Source organism: Actinoplanes sp. NPDC049118, assembly GCF_040648555.1.
Lineage (GTDB): Bacteria > Actinomycetota > Actinomycetes > Mycobacteriales > Micromonosporaceae > Actinoplanes.
Map to the genome: position 1 here is coordinate 19,607 of NZ_JBEZDY010000038.1, position 26,734 is coordinate 46,340.

General features: G+C 70.8%; 24 protein-coding genes. 13 read left to right on the forward strand and 11 right to left on the reverse strand.

Translation table 11 applies throughout. The annotated features are described in order from the left end of the window. Genes AB0B58_RS38365 through AB0B58_RS38380 form a run of 4 tightly spaced genes read left to right on the forward strand, consistent with a single transcriptional unit; the run spans position 1 to position 4,173 of the window. Positions 1-879: a sulfotransferase gene (locus AB0B58_RS38365; RefSeq protein ID WP_360234827.1), complete on the forward strand. Its 879-nt coding sequence runs from the start codon at positions 1-3 to the stop codon at positions 877-879. Further along, on the forward strand, positions 876-2,441 hold the full coding sequence (locus AB0B58_RS38370) for an MATE family efflux transporter (RefSeq protein WP_360234830.1): 1,566 nt from the start codon (positions 876-878) through the stop codon (positions 2,439-2,441). Before AB0B58_RS38365 ends, AB0B58_RS38370 begins: the two co-directional genes overlap by 4 nt. Next, a complete protein-coding gene (locus tag AB0B58_RS38375; RefSeq protein WP_360234833.1) occupies positions 2,438-3,166 on the forward strand; it encodes a methyltransferase domain-containing protein in 729 nt (242 codons plus the stop codon). Before AB0B58_RS38370 ends, AB0B58_RS38375 begins: the two co-directional genes overlap by 4 nt. A gap of 8 nt (positions 3,167-3,174) precedes the next feature. Beyond that, positions 3,175-4,173, forward strand: a complete 999-nt coding sequence (locus tag AB0B58_RS38380; RefSeq protein WP_360234836.1) for a glycosyl hydrolase — start codon at positions 3,175-3,177, stop codon at positions 4,171-4,173. 38 nt (positions 4,174-4,211) lie between these two features. Here the strand turns inward: AB0B58_RS38380 and AB0B58_RS38385 are convergent, their stop codons facing one another. Then, positions 4,212-4,997, reverse strand: a complete 786-nt coding sequence (locus AB0B58_RS38385; protein WP_360234839.1) for a WecB/TagA/CpsF family glycosyltransferase — start codon at positions 4,995-4,997, stop codon at positions 4,212-4,214. Positions 4,998-5,059: 62 nt separating this feature from the next. Between AB0B58_RS38385 and AB0B58_RS38390 the strand changes: the two genes are divergently transcribed. The 4 genes from AB0B58_RS38390 (at position 5,060) to galT (ending at position 8,881) form a co-directional block, all read left to right on the forward strand. Continuing rightward, positions 5,060-6,010, forward strand: a complete 951-nt coding sequence (locus AB0B58_RS38390; protein WP_360234842.1) for a sulfotransferase — start codon at positions 5,060-5,062, stop codon at positions 6,008-6,010. After that, on the forward strand, positions 6,010-6,924 hold the full coding sequence (locus AB0B58_RS38395; protein WP_360234845.1) for a glycosyltransferase family A protein: 915 nt from the start codon (positions 6,010-6,012) through the stop codon (positions 6,922-6,924). The genes AB0B58_RS38390 and AB0B58_RS38395 overlap by 1 nt, the downstream gene beginning before the upstream one ends. Positions 6,925-7,016: 92 nt before the next feature. Beyond that, the gene (locus tag AB0B58_RS38400; RefSeq protein ID WP_360234848.1) at positions 7,017-7,793 is read left to right on the forward strand and encodes a DeoR/GlpR family DNA-binding transcription regulator; all 777 of its coding nucleotides are present in this window, start codon (positions 7,017-7,019) and stop codon (positions 7,791-7,793) included. Continuing rightward, positions 7,790-8,881 carry a galactose-1-phosphate uridylyltransferase gene (gene galT / locus AB0B58_RS38405; protein ID WP_360234851.1) on the forward strand — a complete coding sequence of 364 codons (1,092 nt, stop codon included), beginning with the start codon at positions 7,790-7,792 and terminating at the stop codon, positions 8,879-8,881. Before AB0B58_RS38400 ends, galT begins: the two co-directional genes overlap by 4 nt. 321 nt (positions 8,882-9,202) lie before the next feature. Here the strand turns inward: galT and AB0B58_RS38410 are convergent, their stop codons facing one another. From AB0B58_RS38410 to purN, 5 genes are all read right to left on the reverse strand, one after another. Further along, positions 9,203-10,417 (reverse strand): NADP-dependent isocitrate dehydrogenase, encoded by a 1,215-nt coding sequence (locus AB0B58_RS38410; RefSeq protein WP_360234854.1) that lies wholly within the window; start codon positions 10,415-10,417, stop codon positions 9,203-9,205. A gap of 186 nt (positions 10,418-10,603) precedes the next feature. Beyond that, positions 10,604-11,554, reverse strand: coding sequence for a malate dehydrogenase (gene mdh, locus AB0B58_RS38415; protein ID WP_360234857.1), 951 nt, complete (start codon positions 11,552-11,554; stop codon positions 10,604-10,606). 143 nt (positions 11,555-11,697) lie between these two features. Beyond that, positions 11,698-12,291 (reverse strand): pentapeptide repeat-containing protein, encoded by a 594-nt coding sequence (locus tag AB0B58_RS38420; RefSeq protein ID WP_360234860.1) that lies wholly within the window; start codon positions 12,289-12,291, stop codon positions 11,698-11,700. Beyond that, on the reverse strand, positions 12,291-13,850 hold the full coding sequence (purH, locus tag AB0B58_RS38425; protein WP_360234863.1) for a bifunctional phosphoribosylaminoimidazolecarboxamide formyltransferase/IMP cyclohydrolase: 1,560 nt from the start codon (positions 13,848-13,850) through the stop codon (positions 12,291-12,293). The genes AB0B58_RS38420 and purH overlap by 1 nt, the downstream gene beginning before the upstream one ends. Further along, positions 13,847-14,464, reverse strand: a complete 618-nt coding sequence (gene purN / locus AB0B58_RS38430) for a phosphoribosylglycinamide formyltransferase (protein WP_360234866.1) — start codon at positions 14,462-14,464, stop codon at positions 13,847-13,849. Before purN ends, purH begins: the two co-directional genes overlap by 4 nt. Positions 14,465-14,628: 164 nt before the next feature. Between purN and AB0B58_RS38435 the strand changes: the two genes are divergently transcribed. Then, complete coding sequence (locus AB0B58_RS38435; RefSeq protein WP_360234869.1) at positions 14,629-14,886, forward strand: hypothetical protein; 258 nt, start codon at positions 14,629-14,631, stop codon at positions 14,884-14,886. Positions 14,887-14,969: 83 nt separating this feature from the next. On the opposite strand, the gene AB0B58_RS38440 is transcribed toward AB0B58_RS38435, so the two are convergent. The 4 genes from AB0B58_RS38440 to AB0B58_RS38455 all read right to left on the reverse strand — a co-directional run bounded on the left by AB0B58_RS38440 (position 14,970) and on the right by AB0B58_RS38455 (position 19,563). Beyond that, entirely contained in the window at positions 14,970-16,418 is a 1,449-nt protein-coding gene (locus AB0B58_RS38440) for a DUF6350 family protein (RefSeq protein ID WP_360234872.1), read from the reverse strand. Positions 16,419-16,603: 185 nt separating this feature from the next. Next, positions 16,604-17,485 (reverse strand): succinate--CoA ligase subunit alpha, encoded by an 882-nt coding sequence (gene sucD, locus AB0B58_RS38445; RefSeq protein WP_360234875.1) that lies wholly within the window; start codon positions 17,483-17,485, stop codon positions 16,604-16,606. A gap of 4 nt (positions 17,486-17,489) precedes the next feature. After that, entirely contained in the window at positions 17,490-18,668 is a 1,179-nt protein-coding gene (sucC, locus tag AB0B58_RS38450; protein WP_360234878.1) for an ADP-forming succinate--CoA ligase subunit beta, read from the reverse strand. A 490-nt stretch (positions 18,669-19,158) separates the two neighbouring features. Continuing rightward, complete coding sequence (locus AB0B58_RS38455; RefSeq protein WP_360234881.1) at positions 19,159-19,563, reverse strand: cobalamin B12-binding domain-containing protein; 405 nt, start codon at positions 19,561-19,563, stop codon at positions 19,159-19,161. Positions 19,564-20,001: 438 nt separating this feature from the next. Between AB0B58_RS38455 and AB0B58_RS38460 the strand changes: the two genes are divergently transcribed. Together AB0B58_RS38460 and AB0B58_RS38465 are read left to right on the forward strand one after the other, a co-directional pair. Then, positions 20,002-20,718: a M23 family metallopeptidase gene (locus tag AB0B58_RS38460; RefSeq protein WP_360234884.1), complete on the forward strand. Its 717-nt coding sequence runs from the start codon at positions 20,002-20,004 to the stop codon at positions 20,716-20,718. Between the two features lie 168 nt (positions 20,719-20,886). Next, positions 20,887-21,633: a M23 family metallopeptidase gene (locus tag AB0B58_RS38465; RefSeq protein ID WP_360234887.1), complete on the forward strand. Its 747-nt coding sequence runs from the start codon at positions 20,887-20,889 to the stop codon at positions 21,631-21,633. Positions 21,634-21,660: 27 nt separating this feature from the next. Here AB0B58_RS38465 and pcrA read toward each other — a convergent pair whose 3' ends face one another. Further along, entirely contained in the window at positions 21,661-24,078 is a 2,418-nt protein-coding gene (gene pcrA, locus AB0B58_RS38470) for a DNA helicase PcrA (protein WP_360234890.1), read from the reverse strand. A 241-nt stretch (positions 24,079-24,319) separates the two neighbouring features. On the opposite strand from pcrA, the gene AB0B58_RS38475 reads away from it, so the two are divergent. Together AB0B58_RS38475 and AB0B58_RS38480 are read left to right on the forward strand one after the other, a co-directional pair. Next, complete coding sequence (locus AB0B58_RS38475) at positions 24,320-26,170, forward strand: bifunctional metallophosphatase/5'-nucleotidase (protein WP_360234893.1); 1,851 nt, start codon at positions 24,320-24,322, stop codon at positions 26,168-26,170. 228 nt (positions 26,171-26,398) lie between these two features. Beyond that, entirely contained in the window at positions 26,399-26,689 is a 291-nt protein-coding gene (locus tag AB0B58_RS38480; RefSeq protein ID WP_360234896.1) for a chorismate mutase, read from the forward strand. Positions 26,690-26,734: the final 45 nt, after the last annotated feature.

Consider the following 26,734-nt stretch of genomic DNA (forward strand, 5'->3'; position numbering starts at 1 on the left):
ATGGACGCCTCCAAGGTTCCGAGCCCGGTGAAACGGGTCGTGCACCTGGGTTCCCGCTCGTACGGCCGGCTCACCGCGCCCGCGCGGATGACCCCGTCGTTCCTGATCTGCGGTGGCCAGCGCTGCGGCACGACCTCGCTGTACCGCGCGCTCGCCGCTCACCCGACCGTGCTCAAGGCCGTGCTGCACAAGGGCGTGCACTACTTCGACGTGTCCTACGAGCGCGGTAAGGGCTGGTACCGCGGCCACTTCCCGCTGCAGCGCAGCGCCGAGCGGGTCCGCACCAAGTACGGGGTCGAGGCGCAGACCTTCGAGTCCAGCCCGTACTACATGTACCACCCGCAGGCGGCCGCCCGGATCGCCGCGGATCTGCCCGGGGCGAAGCTCGTGGTGCTGGTCCGCGACCCGGTGGAGCGGGCGTACTCGCAGCACCATCACGAGCTGGCCCGCGGGTTCGAGCACGAGCGCGACTTCGGCAACGCGCTCGCGCTGGAGCCGCCCCGGCTGCACCGCCAGGAGCACAAGCTGGCGACGGACCCGACCTACTACTCGTTCGCACACCAGCACCACGCCTACCGGTCCCGGGGCGAGTACGCCCGCTACCTGAGCGTGATGGCGCAGCACGTCGGCCGGGAACGCATCCACGTGGTGGAGAGCGAGCGGTTCTTCACCGAGCCCGAGAAGACCTACGACGAGGTCTGCTCGTTCCTGGGGCTACGCCTCGACCTCGGGCATCCGGCCTTCGAGCGGCACAACGCCCGGCCCCGGCAGGCCGACATGGACCCGGGCCTGCGCCGCGACCTGACGAACTACTTCGCGACGCACGACGAGGCGCTGATCACCTGGCTCGGCCGGGTGCCCATCTGGCGTCAGGCATGACCGCGACGGCGGTCGCCGATCCGCCGCGCCGAAAAGCCACCCGGGGTGTCGCACGCGGGGGCCTGGCCAACATGGTCGGCTCCGCGCTCGCCGGCGGCACCGGCATCGCGGTCACCTGGGTGGTCGCGCGGGGCCTCGGCGCCGAGCAGGCCGGCGCGTTCTTCGCCGCGACGGCGGCGTTCGTGCTGGCCGGCGGGCTGGCCAAGCTCGGAACGCAGACCGGCCTGGTCTACTGGCCGGCCCGGCTGCGCGCCACCGGCCACGACCACCTGCTCGGCGTCTGCCTGCGCACCGGCCTCACGCCCGTCCTCGCGCTCGCCGTCGCGCTCGGCTTCGCGATGTGGTTCGGGGCGCCGGCGATCGCACACCTCACCGCGCAGGATTCGCCGCACGTCGTCGACGCGCACACCACCGGGCTGCGGGTGCTGGCGGTCTTCCTGCCGCTGCAGGCGCTCACCGACGCCCTGCTGACCGCCACCCGCGGCTACAAGGCCATGCGGCCCACCGTCACCCTCGACCGGATCACGCGCAGCGCGCTGCAGTTGCTGTGCGTGGGAGCGGTCGGGGTGGCCGGGCTCTGGACGATGGCGACGCTGCCGGCGTTCGCCCTGGCCTGGGCCGTGCCGTACCTGCCGGTGACGGTGCTCGCGGCGGTCGCGCTGCGCAAGACCTACCTGGCCGGCAAGCCCGAGCAGGCGCGGACCAGGCGCACCGAGCGGCGGCGGCTGCGCCGCGACTTCTGGCGCTTCACCGGCCCGCGGGCCCTGGCCAGCGTCGCGCAGCTCGCGCTGCAGCGGGTCGACGTGCTCCTCGTCGCCGCCCTCGGCGGGCTGGCGGCCGCCGCGATCTATGCCGTCGCCGGCCGGTTCGTGGTGCTCATCCAGTTCGCCAACCAGGGCATCTCCCAGTCGGTGCAGCCACGGCTGGCCGAGGCCCTCGCGACCGGCGACCGGGAGACGGCCAATCACCTGTACCAGACCGCCACCGGCTGGCTGGTGCTGGTGACCTGGCCGATCAACTTCCTGGTGATCCTGCTCGCGCCGGTCTACCTGGGACTGTTCGGCGACGCCTACCCGCAGGGCGCGGAGGTCGTCGTCGTGCTCGCCTGCGCCATGCTCGTCGCCACCGGCTGCGGCATGGTCGACATGGTTCTGGCGATGGCCGGGCGCACCTCGTGGAACCTCGTCAACGTCCTGATCGCGCTGGGCGTGACGATCGGCCTGGACGTGCTGCTCATCCCCCGGTACGGCGCCCTCGGCGCCGCGATCGGCCTGGCCTGCGCGATGGTCGCCAACAACCTGCTGCCGCTCGTGCAGGTGGGGCGGGCCGCCCGGCTGCACCCGTTCGGAACGGGCACGCTCGCCGCCGCCGGGCTCTCCGCCGCCTGTTTCGGCGTGCTACCCGGGCTCGTCACCACCGTTGCCGGCGCCGGACCGGCCGGTCTCACGCTGGGCGTGGCCACGGCCGTGCCCGCGTTCGCCGCGGGCGTCTGGCTGCTGCGCGGCCCCCTCGCCCTCGACGCCTTCCAGCCCCGCAAGCTCATCCAGAGGAGGACCGGTTGACCACCGAATACACAAAGGTGTTCCAGGACGCGAACGCCGTCGACAAGTACGAGCATGTCACCTACGCGCCGGACAGCTACGCGTCGCGGATCAACGAGCGGCAGCGGGCCTACCTGCGCCGGCTCGTCGACCGGGAGTTCGACACCCCGCCGGTGCAGCACGACTTCGCCTGCGGCACCGGCCGCGCGATCCGCACGCTGCACGGCCTGGTCCGCGACGCGCACGGCTACGACACGTCGGCCGAGATGATGGCGAAGGCGGCCGAGGTCGGCTCGCAGGCGCGGTGGCACCAGGTGCCGACGGACGGCCCGGTGCCGAACCCGGTTCCGGCCGGGCACCCGGCGATCGTCACGATGTTCCGGCTGCTGCTCAATGTGCACGCGGACGTGCGGGACCGGGCGATCGCGTTCGCCGCGAAGGCCCTGCCGGAGCGCGACTCCGGCCTGCTGGTGGTGGAGAACCACGGCAACGCGGGCTCGCTGCGGCACCTGCGCGCCCGGCGGCACTCCGGCGAGCGCTGGTTCGCCGAGCTGTCACACGACGAGGTCGAGGAGCTGTTCGACCGGCACGGCTTCGAAATCATCGACCGGCGCGGCTTCTCCATGCTGACCGAGTCGCTGGACAACATGCGGCTGGCTCGTGCCGCCGACGCGGCCGTACGCAGGCTGCCGGGCGCGGACGGCTTCGCGGTCAACGTTCTGTACACGGCCCGCCGGAAGAGGTAGCCACTGCCATGCGCCGCGTTCTCGCCCTGCTGGGCCTGCTCGTCCTCATTCTCGCCGGCTGCACCTCGCACCGGCGGGACGCGCCCGAACCCCCGCCGGCACCGGACCTGACCAGCGCGCCCGTCGCGGTGGCCGTCAACCCGGGGCCGTTCGAGGCCGGACCGTTCGGGGCGCCGCCGACCGGTGCGTACCTGGGCGCCTGGATCAAGCCGGACGAACTCACCCACGTCGGCCGCGTCGCGGCCGTCGACGGCCTCGAGGAGGAGCTGGGCCGGCCGCTGGACATCGTCAACACCTACCGGCGTTTCGAGCAGATGGTCGGCACCGAGTCGGACGCGGAGTTCCTCGCCAAGGGCGCGACGCTCATGGTGAGCTGGGCGACCGGCGACAACCGCTCGATCCTCGCGGGCGAGCACGACCGCCTGATCCGGCAGCAGGCGCGGGCCATCCGCAAGGTGGGCCAGCCGGTGCTGCTGCGGATCCGGTGGGAGATGGACCGGCCGAACCTGCGCGCGACGATGTGGTCCGGTGAGGACTACATCGCCGCGTACAAGCACATCCGGGAGATCTTCGCCCAGCAACGGGTGGAGAACGTGTCGTGGGTGTGGTGCCCGACCGCGGAGGGCTTCGTCCGTGGCGACGCGCCGGCCTTCTACCCGGGCGACGACCAGGTCGACTGGACCTGCGTCGACGTCTACGCGGGGAACCTCTTCCAGCCGATCGGGCAGCTGATGGGTCCGTTCCTGCAGTGGGCCGCCCAGCGCCCGAAGCCGATCATCATCGGCGAGTTCGGGGTGGCCAAGGCCTGGGGCTCCGCGGGCCGGGCCGCCTGGCTGCGCAACGCCGCCGAGACCTTCAAGGCGAACCCGCAGATCAAGGGCGTCGTCTACTTCGAGTCGAATCCCGAGGGAAACGGCCCGAAGCAGCAGTTCCAGCTGGCCGGCGATCCGCCGGCCTTCGACGCCTTCACGAGGCTGACGAAGGATCCGTACTTCAACCCGGGCTGAGGGTTGGACCGGGACGCCGGTCCCGGTCCAACCAGGGCTCAGAGGCGCCGGCTCGCGGCGCCGGCGAGCAGGCGCATCGCGTACGGGGCGTCGTGCTTGAGGTAGCGCTTCGCCAGGCGGCCGGGCTCCGTGCCCAGCCGATGTGCCCATTCCAGACCGGTCCGCTGCATCCAGCGCGGTGCGCGTTCGACGTCCCCGGCCACGAAGTTGACCGCCGCGCCGCAGCCGATGAACCAGGCCTTCGGCATCTCGGCGCGCAGCCGGGTGATGACCGCCTCCTGCTTGGGAAAGCCCAGGCCGACGAAGACCAGGTCGGGCTCCGCGCGGACGATCTCGGCACAGAAGCCGGCATAGGTCCGTTCCTCCTTCTCGAAGCCGAACGACGGGCAACTGGTGCCGGCGATCCTGAGCCCGGTGCACTCCCGGGCGAGGCGCTCGGCGGCCCGGGCCGCGCCGTCCTGCGCGCCCTCGGCGCCGGGCGCGCCGCCGACGAGGAAGATCGACCGGCGGTCGTAGCCGAGCCCGCGGGACAGCGACCAGATCAGGCTGCTGCCCGCGACCCGCTCCGGCAGCGGGGTTCCGCTGAGCTTGCTGGCCCAGACCAGCGGCATGCCGTCGGCGACTATCAGGTCGGCGTCGTCGAGGTGTACGCGGACACCGTCGTCGATCTGCGCCTGGCGCAGGATGTCGACGTTCGGGGTGAGGATGCGACCGCCCCGCCCGTGGTTGATCGCCTCCCGGACGACCGCCACGACCTCGTCCTCGGTGATGCGGTCGATTCCCGTGCCGTCCAGGTGGACACGGTCGAAAGCCTCGACAGTCATGCAACGCCTCCTTCAGCCCTACTCGCTCGTTATAGGAGCGAAACGAGCGAAGGCGGGCGAAAGTGGCACGAGTTCTATATCTGGGCGGATTAGGGCGAAGTGGAACGACGCTCGTCGAACGCCTACTCGGCGAACTTCCCTCCGTGTGTGCGCTCGGCGAAGTCGTCCACCTGTGGCAGCGCGACATCCGCGACGACGAACGCTGCGGCTGCGGCGCCCACTTCTCCGCGTGCACGTTCTGGAAGCGCGTCGGCCTCACCGCCTTCGGCGGATGGGGCAACGTCGACGTCGACCGGGTGCACGCCCTGCGCGACGTCGTGGAGCGGACCCGGCACATCCCCCGCCTGGCGAGCGCCAACCTGCCCGCCGCCCAGCGCGCCGACGTCCGCGAGTACGCGGGCTACTACGCCAAGGTCTACGCGGCCGCCGCCGAGGTCTCCGGCGCCGCGGTCGTCGTCGACTCCTCCAAGCACAGCGCGCTCGCACACGTGCTGCGCTGGGCGGACGACGTGGACCTGCGGGTGGTGCACGTCGTCCGGGACGCGCGCGGGGTCGCGTACTCGTGGACCAAGACCGTCGCCCGGCCGGAGACCGACGGCAGCGACGAGATGACCCGCTACTCCCCCGGCCGTTCGGCCCTGCTCTGGAACGCGCACAACGCCGCGTTCGGGCTGCTCGCCCGGCTCGACGTCCCGGTACGGCGGATCCGCTACGAGCAGTTCCTCACCGACCCGCGGGCCGCGCTGCGCGAACTGGCCGAGTACGCCGGCGTCCCCGCGGACGACGCCGACCTGGCCTTCCTCGGCGACGGGTACGCCGACCTGCGGGTCGGACACAGCGCCGCCGGAAACCCGATGCGCTTCAGCGTCGGGCGGCTGCCGATGCGCCGCGACGATGCCTGGATGCGCGCGCTGCCCAGCGGCCAGCGCCGCCTCGTCGGCGCGGTGTGCGCACCGATGCTGCGCGCGTACGGCTACCCGCTCAACCCCGCAGAGATGCTCCAGGAGGCGTGATGAACTGGCCGTCCGTCGGTGTCGTTATCCCCACCCGCAACCGCCCCGAACTGGTACGCAAGGCGATCGCCGCCGTCCGCGACCAGCGCTACCCGGGCGAGATGAAGGTGGTCGTCGTCTACGACCAGACCGAGCCCGACTACCTGCTCGCCTCCACCGAGGGCACCCAGGTGCTGGTGCTGACGAACTGGCGCACGTCCGGCCTGGCCGGCGCCCGCAACACCGGCATCCTGGCGCTGGACACCGAGTTCGTGGCGTTCTGCGACGACGACGACCGGTGGGCGCCGGACAAGCTGCGCCGCCAGGTCGCCGCCCTGCTGGCCGAGCCGGACTCCGAGTTCGCCACGTGTGCGATCGAGGTCGAGTACGAGGGCCGGACCACCCCGCGGCTGGCCGGCCACAGCCGGGTGACCGTTGATGAACTGGCCCGCTCCCGGATGGCGATGCTGCACTCGTCGTCGTTCCTGGTGCGCCGGGAGGCGCTGGCGGAGTCCGCGATCGGGCTGGTCGCCGAGGACGCGCCCGGCAGCCAGAACGAGGACTGGGACCTGCTGCTGCGCGCGGCCCGCCGGGCGCCGATCGTGCATCTGGACGAGCCGCTGGTCCGGGTGCTCTGGGGACGGACCTCGCACTACGCCTACGAGTACGCCACGAAGATCTCCTCGCTGCGCTGGATGATGCAACGCCACCCGGAGATCAGCGGGTGCCGGCCGGGCGCCGCCCGGGTCTACGGCCAGCTGGCGTGCTGGTCGGCGGCGACCGGTAACCGCAGCCAGGCCTGGCAGTTCAGCAAGGAGGCGGTCCGTGCGAACTGGAAGGAGCCGCGCACCGCGATCGCCCTGGCGGCCATCGCGGGTGCGGTGAAGGTCGAGAACGTGCTCTCCGCCCTGCACAAGCGTGGCCGAGGTATCTAACACACACTCTTTTGCGCACACCCGATCAGCAGGTAGTGTTCGCACGTGTTCGAATTCGTGCGGTTAGAACGACTCAATGCGGGTGAGTGCTGATGCTGGCCCAGCAGCGCCAGGCGGCCATCCTGGACCGGGTACGCGCGGCGGGCGGCGTGCGCGTCAGCGAGCTGGCCACCGAGTACGGCGTGTCAGACATGACCATCCGCCGCGACCTGGAGTCCCTGGCTGACCGGGGCCTATTGGCGAAGGTACACGGGGGCGCCACCACGGTGAGCCCTGGTTCGGCGCACGAGCCCGGCTTCGCGGCCAAGTCGGTGCGCCAGCGCGCCGAGAAGGCGGCGATGGCCATGCGCGCCGCCGCGCTGGTCTCCCCCGGCGACGCCATCGCGCTGTCCGCGGGCACCACGACCGCCGGGCTCGCACAGCGGCTCGTCGACGTTCCGGCGCTGACCGTGGTCACCAACTCCATCCCGGTCGCCGACATCTTCTACCGGGCCGGGCGCCCGGACCAGACCGTGGTGCTGACCGGCGGGACGCGAACGCCCTCCGACGCCCTGGTCGGCCCGGTGGCGGTCGCCGCGATCGGCACGCTGCACCTCGACGTGCTCTTCCTCGGCGTGCACGGGATGAGCGAGCGGGCCGGCTACACCACGCCGAACCTCATGGAGGCCGACGTCAACCGCGCCCTCGTCGAGGCGGCCGAGCGGCTGGTCGTGCTCGCCGACCACACCAAGTGGGGCACGGTCGGCATCTCCTCGATCGTGCCGCTCGAGCGCGCCGACGTGGTCATCACGGATGACCAGTTGGACGAGGCCGCGCGCGCGGTCCTGGCGGAACAGGTGAACGAGCTGATGGTGGTAAGCGCTCAATGATCGCCAAGAGGACCGCGATCCGGCTCTCGGACGGCCGCGAGCTCATCTACTTCGACGAGACTCCGGACGCGGACCGCGACGGGTGGCCCGACACCCGGCACCTGCCACCCCCGCCACCGACGTCGCAGCTGCGGTACGACCCGCTGGTCGACGAGTGGGTGGCGGTCGCCGCGCACCGGCAGACCCGCACGTTCCTGCCGCCGAGCGACAAGTGCCCGCTCTGCCCGTCGACGCCGGACTTCGCGAGCGAGATCCCGGCACCGGACTACGGCGTGGTCGTCTTCGAGAACCAGTTTCCGTCGTTCAGCGACCGGATCAAGGCGGACGAGATCACCGAGCTGACCGACCTGGTGCCGGTCCGGCCGGGCGTCGGGCGCTGCGAGGTCGTCTGCTTCACCAGCGACCACAACAGCTCCTTCGGCGCGCTGACGCCGGAACGCGTACGCACGGTGGTCGACGCGCTCGCCGACCGCACGACGGAGATGTCCGCGCTGCCGGGCGTCGCGCAGGTCTTCCCGTTCGAGAACCGCGGCATCGAGATCGGCGTGACGCTGAGCCACCCGCACGGGCAGATCTACGCGTACCCGATGGTCCCGCCGCACACCCAGGCGACGCTCCGGGCCGCTCAGCGGCACGCGGAGCTCACCGGGGGCCGCAACCTGTACTCGGACGTGCTCGAGGCCGAACAGAAGGCTCAGGTCCGCGTGGTGGCCGCCAACGAGCACTGGACGGCCTACGTGCCGGCGGCGTCCCGCTGGCCGTTCGAGATCCAGCTCGCCCCGAACCGGCAGGTCCTGGACATCCCGGCCCTGACCGGCGCGGAGCGCGACGCCTTCGGCCCGATCTACCTGGACATCCTGCGGCGCTTCGACGCGCTCTTCGACCGGCCGATGCCCTACATCTCCGCCTGGCACCAGGCGGTGACCGGCGAGGGCCGCGAGCTGGGCTACCTGCACCTGCAGCTCTTCAGCGTCCGCCGGGCGGCGGACAAGCTGAAGTACCTGGCCGGCTCCGAGTCCGCGATGGGCGCCTTCATCAACGACATAGTCCCGGAGACCGCGGCACAGTTGCTGCGCGACGCCCTCTGAGCGCGCGACCGCGGTCGCGCCGGGCGGGCGGCGACCGGCGGGCAGAGTGGGGGCGGGGGGCCCGGGACAAAGGCCCCCCGCAGGGAAGGACGGCGGGCGTAAGCGCCCACTGATCGTGTCCGCCTCCAGAACCGGTCGGCGCCCGGGACGAGGCAGCCAGACCGGCGGGCGACTGGTGAGGCGGCACGACCGTCATCCGTTCTACAGAGAAGAACGAAAGCCCTGCCCCTTGGTAACGCATCTTAAACATGCGATTTACCGCATTCATCGGAATAGCAAAAAAGACCGCCGGCAACCGCCGGCGGTCTCTGCGGTACGGGATCAGGCGAGCTTGCGCGCCAGGTTCTCGTCCAGGGCGTTCATGAACTCGTCCGTGGTCAGCCACGGGGCGTCCCGGGAGATCAGCAGCGCGAGGTCCTTGGTCATCTGACCGGCCTCGACGGTGTCCACGCAGACCTTCTCGAGCGTCTCGGCGAACTCGGTGACCGCCGGGGTGCCGTCGAGCTTGCCGCGGTGCTTGAGGCCGCCGGTCCACGCAAAGATCGAGGCGATCGGGTTGGTCGAGGTCTTCTCGCCCTTCTGCCACTGCCGGTAGTGCCGGGTGACCGTGCCGTGGGCGGCCTCCGCCTCGACGGTCTGGCCGTCCGGGGTCATCAGCACCGAGGTCATCAGGCCGAGCGAGCCGAAGCCCTGCGCCACCGTGTCGGACTGCACGTCACCGTCGTAGTTCTTGCAGGCCCAGACGTAGCCGCCCTCCCACTTCATCGCGGCGGCGACCATGTCGTCGATCAGCCGGTGCTCGTAGGTCAGGCCGGCGGCCTTGAACTCCTCGGCGAACTCGGTCTCGAAGATCTCGGCGAACAGGTCCTTGAACCGGCCGTCGTAGGCCTTGAGGATCGTGTTCTTCGTGGAGAGGTAGACCGGGTAGTTGCGGGCCAGGCCGTACCGGAACGAGGCGCGCGCGAAGTCGCGGATCGACTCGTCGAAGTTGTACATCGCCATCGCGACGCCGCCGCCCGGGTAGTCCGCGACGTGGAACTCCATCGGCGCGGAGCCGTCCTCGGGCGTGAACGTGACGGTGAGCTTGCCCGGGCCCGGCGTCACGAAGTCGGTCGCCTTGTACTGGTCGCCGTGCGCGTGACGGCCGATGATGATCGGCTTGGTCCAGCCCGGTACCAGCCTCGGTACGTTCGACATGATGATCGGCTCGCGGAAGACGACGCCGCCGAGGATGTTGCGGATCGTGCCGTTCGGCGACCGCCACATCTTCTTCAGGCCGAACTCGTCGACGCGGGCCTCGTCCGGGGTGATGGTCGCGCACTTCACGCCGACGCCGTGCCGCTTGATGGCGTTGGCCGAGTCGATGGTCACCTGGTCATCGGTCTCGTCGCGGTGCTGGATCGACAGGTCGTAGTACTCGAGGTTGACGTCGAGGTACGGCAGCACCAGCTGTTCGCGGATCTGCTTCCAGATGATCCGGGTCATCTCGTCGCCGTCAAGCTCCACGACCGGGTTGTTGACCTTGATCTTCGCCATCGACCTGGCGCTCCTCTCCCGGGACACATGTTTTAGCAGTACGAGCGTACTGCAGGCCGGTTGGAGATCGCTCCCGCCCCTTGCCCTGTGGGTCCGCTCACCATCATCGCGCTACCGGCTGGACGCCGGTCCGGCGGGCCGAAAAAAGGCCAGGGCCGACGGCCCTGGCCTTTCACGTTTGACGGATCAGAGGTCGGCGACGTCCGCCTGCTTGGCGCGGACGGCCTCGGCGGCCTCCTTCAGGCCGGCCAGCTCGGACGCGGTGAGGTCGGTCTCGACGACCTTCTTCACGCCCTCGGCGCCGATCTCGGCCTCGACGCCCAGGTAGACGCCCGAGATGCCGTACTCGCCGTCGACCCAGGCGCAGACCGGCATGACCGCGCCGGAGTCCTCCGCGACGGCCTTGGCCATGCGCGCGGCGGCGGCGGACGGCGCGTAGTACGCCGAGCCGGTCTTGAGCAGCGCAACGACCTCGGCGCCGCCGTTGCGGGTACGGGTGACGAGCTCCTCGACCTTGTCGGCCGGGAGCAGCTCGGCGAGCGGCTTGCCGTTGACCGAGGACTTCGACGGCACCGGCACCATGGTGTCGCCGTGCGAGCCCAGCGTCAGCGTCTTGACGCTGCCGACCGGAACCTTCAGCTCCTCGGCGACGTTGTTGGTGAAGCGCGCCGAGTCGAGCATTCCGGCCTGGCCCAGGACCCGGTTCTTCGGGAACTGGGTGGCGATCTGAGCGAGCGCGGTCATCTCGTCGAGCGGGTTCGACACGACGATGACGACGGCGTTCGGCGCGTACTTCGCGACGTTCTCGGCGACCTGGCGCACGATCTTGGCGTTGACGCCGAGCAGGTCCATGCGGCTCATGCCCGGCTTGCGGGGCAGGCCGGCGGTGATGACGACCACGTCGGAGCCCTCGATGGCCTCGTAGCCCTCGCCGTTCGGCCCGGTGGTGGCGCCGACGATCCTGGTCTCGAAGCCCTCGATCGGGCGCGACTGGTTGAGGTCCAGCGCGAGGCCCTCCGGCTTGCCCTCGACGATGTCGGTGAGCACCACGGTCTCGAAGATGTCGTACTCGGCCAGACGCTGTGCGGTCGTGGACCCGTAGAAACCGGCGCCTACGACGGTGACCTTCTTGCCCATGTCTCTCACTCCCAGTCGGCGGGACGACTTTTTCCGGACCGTATCAGTCGGTTAACGACGCATTACCCGGCAGGGCCGATTAGCGCGAGGTAAGCCACTCCGCGGGCCTCATCCGGCCGCTCGGCGGCGTCGCCGGCCGTCCGCTACCCGGAGACCCGGGCCCCGTGCGCCGAGGCGAACTGCGCCGCCTGCGCCAGGTCGATCTGCGCGCCGTCGATGGCGACATCGCGCAGCGCGACCCCGTCCAGGTCGGCGCCGCGCAGGTCGGCGCCCTTGAGCACCGCGCCCTGCAGCCGGGCGTTCGAGAGGTCCGCGCCGCGCAGATCCGCCCTGGTGAGGTCGGCGTTGGTGAGATCCGCCTCGCGCAGCCGCAGTCCGCCGAGCCTCGCTGCGGTGAGGTTGGCACCGCGCAGCGAGACGAACCCCCAGTCGCCGCCGTCGATGGTGAGCGGCCGCAGTCCGCAGTCGAGGAACTGCGTACCGGTCAGCTTGCAGCCGACGAGCGTGGCGTCGAAGAACGAGCTGCGGCGCACCACCGACTGCGTGATCGCGCAATTGGTCAGCTCGGCGGCGTTGAATCGCACGTTGCCGAACTCGCAGTGAGTGAACGTGCAGCCGCCGAGCTTCGCCTCCGACCAGTCGACGTCGTGGAACGCGCAGTCCTCGTAGTGTGCGCGTTCCACCTCGTCGAGCGCCCAGTCCTTGCCGGAAAAGGTCTCGTTCCGGACCACGTCCATCAGTGGTAGAAGTGCCGCGTGCCGGTCAGGTAGACGGTGATGCCGGCCTTCTCGGCCGCCTCGATCACCAGGTTGTCGCGGATCGAGCCGCCCGGCTGCACGACCGCCTTGACGCCGGCCGCGATCAGCACCTCGAGGCCGTCCGGGAACGGGAAGAACGCGTCCGAGGCGGCCACGCTGCCCTTGGCCCGGTCCGCGCCGGCCCGGTTCACCGCGAGGTGCGCGGCGTCGACCCGGTTGACCTGACCCATGCCGACGCCGACGGTCGCGCCGTCGTGCGCGAGCAGGATCGCGTTGCTCTTCACGCTCCGGATCGCGCGCCAGGCGAAGGCGAGGTCGGCGAGGTCCTCGGGAGCGGCCGCCTCGCCGGTGGCCAGCGTCCAGTTCGCCGGGTCGTCGCCCTCGGCGTCGATCCGGTCGGAGAGCTGCACCAGCACGCCGCCGCCGACCTGCTTGATCTCGGCGGGCGGCGGGTTCCACGGCGGAGCGACGAGCACCCGCAGGTTCTTCTTCTCCCGGAACACCGCGAGCGCCTCGGGCGTGAAGCCGGGCGCCACGATCACCTCGGTGAAGATGCCGTCCAGCTGGTCGGCGAGCTCGACCGTCACCTGCCGGTTGACCGCGATGACCCCGCCGAACGCCGAGACCGGGTCACACGCGTGCGCCTTGCGGTGCGCCTCGGCGACGTCGGCGCCGACCGCGATGCCGCACGGGTTGGCGTGCTTGATGATCGCCACGCAAGGCTCGGCGAAGTCGTTCGCCGAGCGCCAGGCGGCGTCCGCGTCGACGTAGTTGTTGTAGGACATCTCCTTGCCGTGCAGCTGCTCGGCCTGCGCGAGCCCGGCGGGAGCGTTCGGGTCAAGGTAGAGCGCGGCCTGCTGGTGCGGGTTCTCGCCGTACCGCAGCGGGCTCTCGCGCCGCAGCGCCAGCCCGGCGAACTCGGGCCAGTCGGCCGGCGCCAGGGTGGTCGCGCACCAGTTCGCGACCGCGACGTCGTACTCCGCGATGTCGGCGAAGGCCCGGGCGGCGAGCATTTTGCGCTGCGTCAGCGTGAAACCGCCGTCCCGCAGCGCGTCGGCGATCAACGGGTACGCCGCCACGGAGGTCACCACGGCGACCGAGGGGTGGTTCTTGGCCGCCGCGCGCACCATCGCCGGCCCGCCGATGTCGATCTGCTCGACGCACTCGTCGACGGTCGCGCCGGAGGCGACGGTCTCGGTGAACGGGTACAGGTTGCTGACCAGCAGGTCGAAGGGCTCGATGTCCAACTCGGCCAGCTGCGCCTCGTGAGCGGGCAGGCGCAGGTCGGCGAGCAGGCCCGCGTGCACCCGCGGGTGCAGCGTCTTGACCCGGCCGTCCAGGCACTCCGGGAAGCCGGTCAGCTCCTCGACCCGGGTGACCGGCACGCCGGCCGCCTCGACCACCGAGGCGGTCGAACCGGTGGAGACGACCTGTACCCCCGCGGCGTGCAGGGCCTGCGCGAGCTCGACCAGGCCGGTCTTGTCGTACACGCTGAGCAACGCGCGCTGAATCGGACGGCGGCCTTCGTCGGCGGTCATGGGATGGAGACCTTTCTGTCCGTGATGGTCCAGCCTTCGCGGACCAGCCGGCCGACGTACTCGACCAGCTGCCGGCGCTCGGCGTCCTTGATCCGCTCGGTCAGCGTCTCCTCCGTGTCGTCGTCGAGCACGGGGACGCTGACCTGGGCGATGATGGGTCCGGTGTCGACGCCCGCGTCGACGAAGAAGAGGGTCGCCCCGGCGATCTTCACGCCGTAGGCGAGGGCGTCGCGCGGGCCGTGAATGCCCGGGAACGACGGCAGCAACGCGTTGTGCGTGTTGACGTAACGGTCGCCGAAGGCGGTAAGGAACTCCTTGCCGACAAGCTTCAGGAAACCCGCCGAGATGACCAGGTCGGGCTTATGCTCGGCAACGTGGCCGGCGAGGGCGGCGTCCCAGTCGTCCCGGCTCGGGTAGGCCTTCACCGAATCCACGAACGTGGGAATGCCGGCTTGCCCGGCGCGTTCGAGTCCGGCGATGCCGTCCCGGTCGGCACCCACGGCGACGACCTTCGCGCCGTACGCGGGATCCGCGGCGGCGTCGAGGAGTGCCTGCAGGTTGCTGCCGGAGCCGGAGACCAGGACGACCAGGCGGGCGGGCGCGGGGTCTGTCACCCGAGCACCCTATCGCCGCGCCGGTCGGGGCCGGTAAACGGGTCGATTCGAGGACAGCGAAAACCATTGATCATCGGTTAGGCTGCGGGCCGCTCACGTGATGGCCCGCGTGCGCATATGGTTTACACATACCGCATTGCGCGGATTTATCTGGAGGATTCGCCGTGACGCCACCGCCCTACGGACAGCCGGCCGCCGCAGGCAACGACAAGACGACGCTCTGGGGCGTTCTCGGAATTGTCTTCGCGTTCTGCTGCACCCCGCTCGCGATCGTCTTCGCGATCCTGAGCCTGCTCGAGGCCAAGAAGGTCGGAAAGCAGCCGACGCTGGCCTTCGTCAGCTTCGGCATCATCGCACTGCTGCTCATCGTTCAGATCGTCTTCTACGCCTCGGGTGGTTACGACAACATCACCGGCAACTGACGTTGTAGCGCCGCGACGGGCGCTCGGGCCTCACCGCCCGGGCGCCCGTCGTCGTACTCCGACCGGCGCGTGCGGCTCGCGGGCTACATGTGTACCGGGGCCCGGAAGGCGCGGCCCGCCGCCGCGCCGATGCTCGTGGACACCGCGACCACGATCGACGCCACCAGCGCGACCTGCCAGGCGACCGGGCCGATCTCGGCGAGGCGGCCGTTGCCCAGCGACCCACCCGACATCCAGCACAGCAGGCCCAGTACCAGTCCGGCGACCGGCCCCGACAGCACCGCCGCGCCGAGCACCAGCGACCAGGCCGGCTCGACCGGCGCCGGGTCTCCCGGTTTGCGGCCCTGCGTCAGGTGGCCGTCGACGACGTGGTGCACGCCGACGAGCCGCCGGGTCAGCAGCCAGCCCGAGGCCATCGCCGCGCACACCGGCACCGCCAGCAGCGCCGCGCCGCTCGCGCCCATCGGGCCGTCCGGCAGGCCCGCCAGCAGCGGCAGCGTCGGCAGCGGGCCGACCGTCACCTCGGTGAGCCGGATCGCCGAGTCGGTGCCCAGCAGGAAACCGGGACCCAGCAGGTACGCCGCGGCCCAGACCACGCCGTTCGCCCCGTAGGCGAGGCTGACCAGCGTGATGCCGGCCTGACCCGCGACGCCGGTCCGGTAGGCGGAGATCATGTCCGCCGCCTGTCCCCCGCCGACCGCCACCGACAGCCCGGCGAAGGCCGCACCCGCCGCGAGGATCAGCAGCGCCGACACCACCCCGGCGCGGAGCCCGTGGCGCAGCGCCGGCGGGATCCTGCGGGCCGTCACGACGAGCGCCTCCGTGCCGCGCAGCGAGCCGATCAGGGAGAACGCCAGCCCGGCCAGGAAGAAGTTCAGCGCCGCGCGGCCCGCGGAGACGTCCGTCCCCCGGCCGTCGACGACCAGCGCCGCGCACGCGCCCAGGAACGAGTACGCGAGTCCGATCGTCCCCGCGACCAGCAGGGCCGCGCCGGGCGAGCCGCTGCGCCGGGCGCCGATCGCGCGGGTCACGTGCAGGCCGGCGCGGTTGAGGCGCCAGCCCGCCAGCAGGGTCAGCAGCAGCGGCGCCACGCCGAGCGGGCCGATGGAGGTGCCGATCGGCACGCCGTGGCCGAGGAGCCAGCCCGCCAGGCCGGCGTGCGAGGCACCGCCCAGGCCGCCCTGGCCCTCGAGCGTGCGGGCCAGCCCGATGACGGCGGCGACCGGAACGTAGGCGACGAACGCGGCCCAGAAGGTCGCGACGGCGGCGGCCACCGGCAGCGGGGCGCGGCGCCGCGATTCGCTCGGGCGGCGCTGGCCCGGCAGCTTGACCGTCTTGTGGTTGCGCGGATCCACCCGCACGGTCGCGCGGTCACCCGGATCGACCTTCACCGTGGGATGGCCGGCGGGCGCCGAGGGGCGCACATTGACCGGCACCGTCTCGCGGGCGGCAAGGTGAACGGCCTCGGCGGCCTCGAACTGGTCCTCCGAGCCGGCGGGTCGACCATCGGGAAGGTCGGGGGTGGTCGGCATCGCGGACTACTTTTCCACGCCGGGCCGCATGCGGCGACGCAGAAACCGCGGCGCGCCGCCGAACGATTCCTCAGGAGCCGCCGCGGACGCCCTGGCCACCGGCGAATCGCGGGCCCGGAACGGCGGCGCGCCGCCGTACGGATCCCGAGGATCCGCGCGGCGGCGCGCCTGTTGCCGTACCAAAATCAGCTCATGACCTCGCGCATGAGCCGCGCGGTCTCGCTCGGGGTCTTGCCGACCTTGACGCCGGCGGCCTCGAGGGCCTCCTTCTTGGCGTCGGCGGTGCCGGCCGAGCCGGAGATGATCGCGCCCGCGTGGCCCATGGTCTTGCCGGGCGGGGCGGTGAAGCCGGCGATGTAGCCGACGACCGGCTTGGTCACGTTGGCCTTGATGAACTCGGCCGCGCGCTCCTCGGCGTCGCCGCCGATCTCGCCGATCATCACGATCGCGTCGGTGTCCGGGTCCTCCTGGAACGCCTTCAGCGCGTCGATGTGCGTGGTGCCGATGATCGGGTCGCCGCCGATGCCGACACAGGTCGAGAAGCCGATGTCGCGCAGCTCGTACATGAGCTGGTAGGTCAGCGTGCCGCTCTTGCTGACCAGGCCGATGCGGCCGGCCGGGGTGATGTCCGCCGGGATGATGCCGGCGTTGGAGGCGCCCGGCGAGGCGATGCCGGGGCAGTTCGGGCCGACGATGCGGGTCTTCTGCCCCTGGGCGATGTTGTGCGCCCAGAACGCGGCAGAGTCCTGCACCGGTACGCCCTCGGTGATCACCACGGCCAGCGGGATCTCGGCGTCGATCGCCTCGAGCACCGCGGCCTTGGTGAACGCCGGCGGCACGAAGATGACCGACACGTCCGCGCCGGTCTCCTTCATGGCCTCGCCTACGGAGGCGAAGACCGGCAGCGACGTGCCGTCGAAGTCGACGCTCGTGCCCGCCTTGCGCGGGTTGACGCCGCCGACCACGTTCGTGCCCGCGGCGAGCATCCGGCGGGTGTGCTTGGAACCCTCCGAGCCGGTCATGCCCTGGACGATGACCTTGGAGTCCTTGGTGAGCCAGATAGCCATGTCGTCACTTCCCCGCAGCTGCGAGCTCGGCGGCACGCTCGGCCGCACCGTCCATCGTGTCCACCCGCTGCACCAGCGGGTTGTCGGCCGAGTCCAGGATGGCCCGGCCGGCCTCGGCGTTGTTGCCGTCGAGGCGGACCACGAGCGGCTTGGTGACCGCCTCGCCGCGCTCGCCGAGCAGGGCCAGCGCCTGGATGATGCCGTTCGCGACCTCGTCGCACGCGGTGATGCCGCCGAAGACGTTCACGAAGACCGACTTGACCGCCGGGTCGCCGAGCACGATCTCGAGGCCGTTCGCCATGACCTGCGCGCTGGCGCCGCCGCCGATGTCGAGGAAGTTGGCCGGCTTGACGCCGCCGTGGCCCTCGCCCGCGTACGCGACCACGTCGAGCGTCGACATGACCAGGCCCGCGCCGTTGCCGATGATGCCGACCTCGCCGTCGAGCTTGACGTAGTTGAGGTTCTTGGCCTTGGCGGCCTGCTCCAGCGGGTCGACCGCGGACTGGTCGACCAGCGCCTCGTGGTCGGCGTGCCGGAAGCCGGCGTTCTCGTCCAGGGTGATCTTGGCGTCCAGGCAGAGCACCCGGCCGTCGCCGACCTTGGCGAGCGGGTTGACCTCGACCAGGGTGGCGTCCTCGGCCACGAAGGCCTGCCAGAGCTTCACCGCGATGTCGACGACGTGCTCGGCGACCTCGGCCGGGAACTTCGCGGCGGCGACGATCTCGCGCGCCTTGGCCTCGTCCACGCCCTCGTTGGCGTCGATCGCGATCTTGGCGACCCGCTCCGGGTCCTCCTCGGCGACCGTCTCGATCTCCATGCCGCCGGCGACGCTGGCGATGCAGAGAAAGGTGCGGTTGGCCCGGTCCAGCAGGTAGGAGAAGTAGTACTCCTCCTTGATGTCCGCCGTTTCGGCCAGCATCACCTTGTGCACGGTGTGGCCCTTGATGTCCATACCGAGGATGTCGCCGGCGCGGGCCTCGGCCTCGGCGGCGTCGGCCGCGAGCTTGACGCCGCCGGCCTTGCCACGGCCGCCGACCTTCACCTGGGCCTTGACGACGACCCGGCCGCCGAGGCGCTCGGCGATCGCGCGGGCCTCCTGCGGGGTCTCGGCGACGCCGCCGCCCAGCACGGGCAGCCCGTGCCGTTCGAACAGGTCGCGCCCCTGATACTCGAACAGGTCCACGTGTCTCCTTTCGCTCGCGACGCTTGCCCCGGCAAGCCGCGTACCTGCGTCCCGACCTGATGTCCGCGGCGCGTCGTTGCGTCGCCGCCAGCGTGAGAGAAATGTCGGCCCTAGGGCCTCATTTCGCAGCCTAGCCACCCGGCCGCCGGCCGCACCGCCGCGGGTACGCGGTGTGCAAGACGGCACAGGTCGAGTTCTACGCCTGTTGGACGCCGTCCGCACCGAACTCGGCGACGACCGCGGAAACTCCCGCGCGCACCCCGCCGGCGATGAGCCGGGCGGGCACCCGGGAAAAACGGGAAAAAGTGGCCCCTGGTCGCGTAACCCTGCCCAGGAGGCGTCGTTGAGTGTGATGTCGGAGCGCTGAGCACCGATGAAAGCGGCCGATGCCCTGTCGGTCGAGGGGTGGCGGCGGGGCATCGTGCATAGAGAGGCCGGACGTGTGAGGGGTGCGTCCGGCCTCTCCCCTTAACTCTTCGCAGCTAATTGGTCACGCTACAGGCGTGGCCACATTGGCGCGTACCCATTCGATGATGGATGCGGTAGTCGCGCCCGGCGTGAAGATATGCGCGACGCCGATCTTCTCCAGTTCGGTAATGTCGTCGGCCGGAATGATGCCGCCGCCGAATACCACGATGTCGGCCGCATCACGTTCCGTCAACAGTTCCACTACGCGCCGAAACAATGTCATGTGCGCACCCGAGAGCACCGACAGCCCGATGGCGTCGGCGTCCTCCTGGATCGCGGTTTCGACAATCTGCTCGGGCGTCTGGTGCAGGCCGGTGTACACGACCTCCATGCCGGCGTCCCGCAACGCCCGGGCCACGACCTTCGCGCCGCGGTCGTGCCCGTCCAGCCCCGGCTTCGCCACCACGACCCTGATCCGTGCTTGCATCTTCGACCCCTTCGGCGCTCACCGGCTGCACTGCCGGCCGACCATCTGAAACTGCCACCTGAACGAACGGTAACCCCCCGCGGTTGAACCCCGGAAGCCGCCGCCCCGTACTACCGGCCGGCACAAGAGCATCCGACCGCACTAAGCAAGCACCGTTTAACGTATTCCACGTCACATGACTTTGTGTCGAAATGGCAGTTACGGAGAGCCAACACCGCCCCTACTCAGAAAAGCAGCTAACTCGGACAATCACTCCCGAATGCCGACAGTTAACTGTCAGGGAATTGGCGCTGCGACTTGTGACTCGCGTTGCGTTTCGTTACCGTGGCCCACGGCTGTCAACTGGTTAACCCCAGACCGACCGCCCGGCAAACCACCGTTCAGCATCTGTTCCAAGCTTGGTGGCTGCCGCTCTTTGCCACCGACGGAGGGTTGTTCGTGCGTCAGCGCTTGTCGTCTGAGCCCGACCGCTATCGCGGCCGTCGCCGCGTGCCCACACCTCCGCGCAGCCGCTATGCGGTCGTCGTCACCTCCGCTTTCGTCGGCGCCGGAGTCGTGGCCCTCGGTGCCGCCTCGCAGCTGCCGGACGCCAAGACCATCAACCCCTCGGTCCTGCAGAACCTCGAGGCGGGCGATGCCCTCGCCGACCGGTCCGCCGACGGCGACCGTGCGTCGCGTGGCGAGGACCGCACCGCCAGCGCCAAGATCTCCGACGAGCAGGCCGAGGCCGAGGCCTGGCTGCTCCCTCTCGACGACTACCAGTTCACCTCGCCCTACGGCGTCCGCTTCGGCAAGCTGCACGCCGGCATCGATCTGGCGGCGCCCGAGGGCACCCCGTACAAGGCGGTGCACGCGGGCCAGGTGACGGCCGCGGGTTACAACGGCGGCTACGGCTACGCCATCACCGTCAAGCACACCGACGGCACCGAAATGATCTACGCGCACTCCCGGCGCCTCCTGGTCAAGGCCGGCGACACCGTCAAGGCCGGCCAGATCATCGGCGAGGTCGGCAACACGGGCTACTCCTACGGCACGCACCTGCACCTCGAGGTCCACGTCAACGGCGCCCCGACCGACCCGATCGTCTTCCTGCGCGATCAGGGCGTCGACATCAAGCTCCGGATCGAGTCGGTCTACGGAGTCGGCGCCTCCTGATCCCGCACTACCCGACGCGGCTGGACCTCACGGTCCGGCCGCGTTTTCGCGTGCCCGCAACCGTGCTACCACCGCGGCGGTTGCACCGGGCCTGTTCCTCTCATGATCCGCAGGGCGGCGCCGACAGGCAGATGTCGGACGCCGAGACCCCTGGAGGATCACCCCGTCGTGCAGCATCGAGCCAACGGGAACAGCAGGGGTCGCCACCGCCGGACTGCCGAGACGCACAGCCACCGTGCCCCGACCCGGCCGATCGTCGAGCGGGGCCGCTACGTGGTGGCCGCCGCGCTGGTCGCCGGTGTCGGCGTCGCGGGCGTCGTGGGCGCATCCGACAGCGCATCCTCGTCCCCGGGTGCCGCTAAGGCACGCACCCAGGCCGCCGCACAGTTGAAGCTCTCCGACCCGATGGCCGTCCCGGCCCCGGCCCCCGCCGCCCTCCGCGCCACCGGCGGGCTGTCGCTGGACACCGGGCTGTCGTTCGTCCCCCGGAGCCGCAAGGCGAAGCCGCGGCCGTGGGTGAACCCGATGCCCGACGGCTCGGTGACGTCCTGCTTCGGCCAGCGGTGGGGCCGCCTGCACGCCGGCGTAGACCTGGCGGCGCCGCACGGCACCCCGATCCGCGCCGCGGGCGCGGGCAAGGTCGTGTCGGCGGGCCCGGCCGAGGGCTACGGCAACGCGGTGCTGATCGACCACGGCAACGGCTACCTGACCCACTACGGGCACATGTCGGCCATCACGGTACAGGCGGGCCAGGCCGTCAAGGCCGGCGACCGGATCGGCAAGGAGGGCTCCACGGGCCACTCGACCGGCCCGCACCTGCACTTCGAGGTGCACAAGGGCAGCTACCAGAACCCGATCGAGCCGACCCGCTGGATGCACAAGCGCGGCGTCGACCTCGGCTGCACGACCGACTGATACCGCCGCCGTGCCGCCCTGCCGGCGCTAGAGCTTCTCGACGGGTGCGTGGCGCAGCACGAGCCACATGACCTGGTCGCCGAAGTCGATCTGGGCGCGCGCCCCGGGACCGTGGCCCTCCACGGTCACGACCCGGCCCAGGCCGTAGCGCTGGTGGTTGACCCGGTCGCCGGCCGCCACCTTCGGCGTCTGCTTCAGCTCGCTCGCCGTCGTCAGCCTGCTGGCGTCGACGCCGAGGCGCGACGCCAGCTGCTGCGCCTTGGGGGTACCCCCGGCGAAGCCTCCGCCGCGCCCGCGGTCTCCCCCACCGCGACCGCCGACGCCGCCGCCCGTGCCGGACCACGACGTGTAGGACCCGGCGGTGCGCTCCCAGCGCACCAGCTCGGCCGGCAGCTCGTCGGTGAAGCGCGAGGGCGGGTTGTACTGCGGCTGGCCCCACCCCGACCGGGTCACCGCGCGGGACAGGTAGAGCCGCTGCCGGGCCCGGGTGATGCCGACGTAGGCGAGCCGACGCTCCTCCTCGAGCTCGGCATTGTCGCCGAGCGCGCGCATGTGCGGGAAGACGCCGTCCTCGAGACCGGTCAGGAACACCACCGGGAACTCGAGGCCCTTCGCCGTGTGCAGCGTCATCAGGGTGACCACGCCCTGATGGTCGGGGTCGTCGCTGGGGATCTGATCGGCGTCGGCGACGAGCGCGACCTGCTCGAGGAAGCCGGCGAGGGTGGCGGCCGGCGCGTCGTCGTCCTCCGCGGCCTGTGCCTCGACCCGTTCGGTGTATTCGCGGGCGACGCTGACCAGCTCCTGCAGGTTCTCCACCCGGCCCTGATCCTGCGGGTCGAGGCTGTCCTCCAATTCGGACAGCAGACCGGAGCGCTGAAGCACGGCCTCCAGCACCTCCTCGGGCGGCGCCGTCCTGGACTGCTCCCGCAGGTCGTCGAGCAGCCGCACGAAGTCGGCGATGCTGTTGGCCGCGCGGGTCGAGATGCCTGGTGCGCCCTTGGCGCCGCGCAGGGCCTGGCCGAAAGAGATGCGGTCGCGGGTGGACAGTGCCTCGACACAGGCCTCGGCCCGGTCGCCGATGCCGCGGCGTGGCGTGTTGAGCACGCGGCGGATGCTCACCGTGTCGTCGTCGTTGACCACCGCGCGCAGGTAGGCCAGCGCGTCGCGGACCTCCTTGCGCTCGTAGAAGCGCACCCCGCCGACCACCTTGTAGGGCAGGCCGACGCGGATGAACACCTCCTCGAAGACACGCGACTGCGCGTTGGTGCGGTAGAAGACCGCGACGTCGCCGGGGCGCACCTCGTGGTTGTCGCCGAGCCGGTCGATCTCGCGGGCCACCCAGTCGGCCTCGGCGTGCTCGGTGTCGGCCACGTACCCGACGATCTGCTCGCCGGCGCCCTGGTCGCTCCAGAGCCGCTTGGGCTTGCGTGAGGTGTTGCGGTCGATCACCGCGTTGGCCGCGGACAGGATCGTCTGTGTGGAGCGGTAGTTCTGCTCCAGCAGGATCGTGCGCGCGTCGGGATAGTCGCGCTCGAACTCCAGGATGTTGCGGATCGTGGCGCCGCGGAAGGCGTAGATCGACTGGTCGGCGTCGCCGACGACGCAGAGCTCACCCGGCGCCGGGTCCCCGTCCACGGGCCCGACCAGCTCCTTCACCAGCATGTACTGCGCGTGGTTGGTGTCCTGGTATTCGTCGACGAGCACGTGCCGGAAGCGACGCCGGTAGGCCTCCGCGACGTGCGGGTGCGACTGGAGCAGGTGCACGGTCGCCATGATGATGTCGTCGAAGTCCAGCGCGTGCGCCTCGGCCAGGCGGCGCTGGTAGAGCACGTAGGCCTCCGCGACGGCGCGCTCGTTGGGGCCTTTCGCTCGATTCTTGAAATCCTCGGGCTCGACCAGCTCGTTCTTCAGGTTCGACACCTGTGCGGCGAGGCCGCGAGCGGTGTAGCGCTTCGGATCGAGATCCAGCTCGCGGGCCACGAGCTGCATCAGCCGCCGCGAGTCGTCGGCGTCGTAGATCGAGAACGTGCTCTTCAGCCCGGCGTGCTCGTGCTCGGCCCGCAGGATGCGCACGCACGCCGAGTGGAAGGTCGACACCCACATCAGCCGGGCCCGCGGGCCGACCAGCGCGGCGACCCGCTCCTTCATCTCACCGGCGGCCTTGTTGGTGAAGGTGATCGCGATGATCTGGCCGGGATGCACGTCCCGCTCGGCCAGCAGATAGGCGATCCGGTGGGTGAGCACCCGGGTCTTGCCGGACCCGGCACCGGCCACGATCAGCAGCGGCGAACCGGCGTGGGTGACGGCGTCGCGCTGCGGGGTGTTGAGGCCGACGAGCAGCGACTCGGGATCGAGCCGGCGGGCCGGCTGCCGCTTGGGCGCGCCCTCCGGACTCCGGGATCCGCCCTCCTGGACGGGCGGCGTCCCCTCCTGGACAGGCGGCATTGCGAACAGGGGCTGGGAGTTTTCCGGAAGGGCTCGCATCGCCGGACAAGTCTATGCCGCACCTCCGACAATGTTCTCCGGGGCGGTCGCGCGATCCAGGGTCGGACATATGTCTCCCGACCGGTCATCGGATGGGCCGCCGCAACCAAGCTGTCACCCGGAAGTAGTAGCGCTGACCAGGATCGATACACGAGGCTGTGTCAGTTGGTTGATCCGTAACCCGATCGGGAGACCCAATACTATGGACCACCCCCGCCGCAGCGGCTGGGCCGCGACGCGTCATCTCGCCGTACCGGCCCTCGCTCTGGCCGTCATCGCCACCCTGCCGATGACGCGCTCCGAGTCACACGCTCCCGCCGCGCAGCACCTGCCCGGCATGGCGCCCGCCAGCGTTTCCTACGGACTGTCCGGCAAGACGGTCAAGGGCCAGTTCCTCAGCTACAACGACTTCCACGGCGCCATCGACCCGCCCGGCGGTAGCGGCGCGGCCGTGAACGGCACTCCCGCCGGCGGCGTCGAATACCTCGCCACCTACCTGAAGAAGCTGCGCACCGAGGCGGCCGCGGACGGCCGTTCGACCCTGACCGTCGGCGCCGGCGACCTGATCGGCGGAACTCCGCTGGTCAGCGCGGCTTTCCACGACGAGCCGACGATCGAACTGATGAACGAGGTCGGGCTCCAGGTGAGCTCGGTCGGCAACCACGAGTTCGACGAGGGCGTCGACGAGCTGATCCGCATGCAGCGCGGCGGCTGCCACCCGACCGACGGCTGCCAGGACGGCGACGGCTTCAAGGGCGCGAAGTTCACCTACCTCGCCGCCAACACGATCAGCAAGAAGACCGGCCTGCCGATCCTCCCGCCGATCGACATCAAGTTCGTCGACGGCGTACCGGTCGGCTTCGTCGGCCTGACCCTCGAGGGCACCCCCGGCATCGTGAACCCGGCCGGCATCAAGAACGTGCGCTTCGCGAACGAGGTCGAGACGGCGAACAAGTGGGGCGACCTGCTGAAGCTGTTCGGCGTCAAGGCGCAGGTGCTGCTCGTGCACCAGGGCGGCCAGCAGAGCGCGTCCGAGGGCGTCCCGGTACCCGGCACCTCGGACTGCAACAACTTCTCCGGCCCGATCGTGCCGATCGTCGCCGGCCTGAACCCGGAGTTCAGCCTGGTGGTCTCGGGACACACGCACCGCTTCTACTCGTGCACGCTGCCGAACTCGAAGAGCACCTCGGTCGTGACCAGTGCCGGCACCAACGGCCAGCTGATCACCGACATCGACTACTCCATCGACCGGCGCACGGGTCGCTTCGCCGAGGTCACGGCCAAGAACGTCGTCGTGGAGAACGGCGTCTCCGACGGCAACGGCGGCTGGCTCAAGGACGCCGCGGGCGTGTTCCTGAAGAACCCGGCCACGGTCGACGCGAAGGCGAAGAAGGTCGCGGACAAGTACCGCACCGCGGTCGCCCCGATCGCCAACCGGGTCGTCGGCAGCATCACGGGCGACATCACCCGTACGGCCGGCGCCAACGGCGAGTCCCCGCTGGGCGACGTGATCGCCGACGCGCAGCTGGCCTGGACCAAGGCGAGCAACGCCCAGATCGCGCTGATGAACCCCGGCGGCATCCGCGCCGACTTCGACGCCGAGGCGTCGGCGGGCGGCGAGGCCAACGGCCAGGTCACATACGGCGAGGCGTTCACCGTCCAGCCGTTCAACAACCTGGTGGTCACGCAGACCTTCACCGGCGCGCAGCTCAAGAACGTGCTGGAGCAGCAGTTCGTCGGCTTCGGCGGGCAGACAACGCAGCGCATCCTGCAGGTGTCCGCGGGCCTGACCTACTCCTGGAACAGCACCGCCCCGGCGGGCTCGCGGGTGTCGGCCCTGGCCCTGGGCGGCGTCCCGATCGACCCCGCCGCCAGCTACCAGGTCACCACGAACGACTTCCTGGCCAACGGCGGCGACGGTTTCACCAACCTGACGCTGGGCACGGGCCGCACCACGGCCCCGGGCTTCGACGTCGACGCCCTCGTCGGCTACCTGGGCACCGGCACGCCGGTCGCGCCGGGCCCGGCCAACCGCATCACGAGGGCCGGCTGAGCAGTACATTCCCACGGTTCGGGCCGTTTCCTTGCGAAGCGGCCCGGGCCGGGGTCATACTCGCTGCGTGATCCAACAGACGCGATTTTTTTACTACGGCACCGGAAGTCCGGCGACCGTAGGACGCGTCTGAACGACAGACCTACACCAAGCCCCGGGCCTCCCAGCCCGGGGCTTGATGCTGCCCGGGCCGGGCCGACCGGGGCGCCAGCACCCGAGGAGCACGACATGAGCGCAGACCTGATCGACCAGCCCACCGGCGCCGGCGCGGAGCCGGCCGTGGAGGAGATCAAGGCCATCCGCGAACGCATCGACGAGATCGACCAGTCCCTGATCGACCTGTGGCTGGAGCGCTCCCGCCTGAGCCAGCAGGTCGGCCGCACCCGGATGGCATCGGGCGGCACGCGGCTGGTGCTCAGCCGCGAGCGGGAGATCGTGGAACGCTTCCGCGAGGCCCTCGGCCCGGACGGCACGCAGGTGGCATTGCTGCTGCTCCGCGCCGGCCGCGGACCCCTTTGACGCCGTACCTCGATCGCCTGACGGGGTAGGAGAAAGGGGCCCGCC

Excerpts from the sequence above, each read along its gene's own strand:
- AB0B58_RS38365 (WP_360234827.1), top strand. The coding sequence starts at position 1 with ATGGACGCCTCCAAGGTTCCGAGCCCGGTGAAACGGGTCGTGCACCTG.
- AB0B58_RS38370 (WP_360234830.1), top strand. The coding sequence starts at position 876 with ATGACCGCGACGGCGGTCGCCGATCCGCCGCGCCGAAAAGCCACCCGG.
- AB0B58_RS38380 (WP_360234836.1), top strand. The coding sequence starts at position 3,175 with ATGCGCCGCGTTCTCGCCCTGCTGGGCCTGCTCGTCCTCATTCTCGCC.
- AB0B58_RS38385 (WP_360234839.1), bottom strand. The coding sequence starts at position 4,997 with ATGACTGTCGAGGCTTTCGACCGTGTCCACCTGGACGGCACGGGAATC.
- AB0B58_RS38395 (WP_360234845.1), top strand. The coding sequence starts at position 6,010 with ATGAACTGGCCGTCCGTCGGTGTCGTTATCCCCACCCGCAACCGCCCC.
- AB0B58_RS38400 (WP_360234848.1), top strand. The coding sequence starts at position 7,017 with ATGCTGGCCCAGCAGCGCCAGGCGGCCATCCTGGACCGGGTACGCGCG.
- galT (WP_360234851.1), top strand. The coding sequence starts at position 7,790 with ATGATCGCCAAGAGGACCGCGATCCGGCTCTCGGACGGCCGCGAGCTC.
- AB0B58_RS38410 (WP_360234854.1), bottom strand. The coding sequence starts at position 10,417 with ATGGCGAAGATCAAGGTCAACAACCCGGTCGTGGAGCTTGACGGCGAC.
- mdh (WP_360234857.1), bottom strand. The coding sequence starts at position 11,554 with ATGGGCAAGAAGGTCACCGTCGTAGGCGCCGGTTTCTACGGGTCCACG.
- AB0B58_RS38420 (WP_360234860.1), bottom strand. The coding sequence starts at position 12,291 with ATGGACGTGGTCCGGAACGAGACCTTTTCCGGCAAGGACTGGGCGCTC.
- purH (WP_360234863.1), bottom strand. The coding sequence starts at position 13,850 with ATGACCGCCGACGAAGGCCGCCGTCCGATTCAGCGCGCGTTGCTCAGC.
- AB0B58_RS38440 (WP_360234872.1), bottom strand. The coding sequence starts at position 16,418 with ATGCCGACCACCCCCGACCTTCCCGATGGTCGACCCGCCGGCTCGGAG.
- sucD (WP_360234875.1), bottom strand. The coding sequence starts at position 17,485 with ATGGCTATCTGGCTCACCAAGGACTCCAAGGTCATCGTCCAGGGCATG.
- AB0B58_RS38455 (WP_360234881.1), bottom strand. The coding sequence starts at position 19,563 with ATGCAAGCACGGATCAGGGTCGTGGTGGCGAAGCCGGGGCTGGACGGG.
- pcrA (WP_360234890.1), bottom strand. The coding sequence starts at position 24,078 with ATGCCGCCTGTCCAGGAGGGGACGCCGCCCGTCCAGGAGGGCGGATCC.
- AB0B58_RS38475 (WP_360234893.1), top strand. The coding sequence starts at position 24,320 with ATGGACCACCCCCGCCGCAGCGGCTGGGCCGCGACGCGTCATCTCGCC.
- AB0B58_RS38480 (WP_360234896.1), top strand. The coding sequence starts at position 26,399 with ATGAGCGCAGACCTGATCGACCAGCCCACCGGCGCCGGCGCGGAGCCG.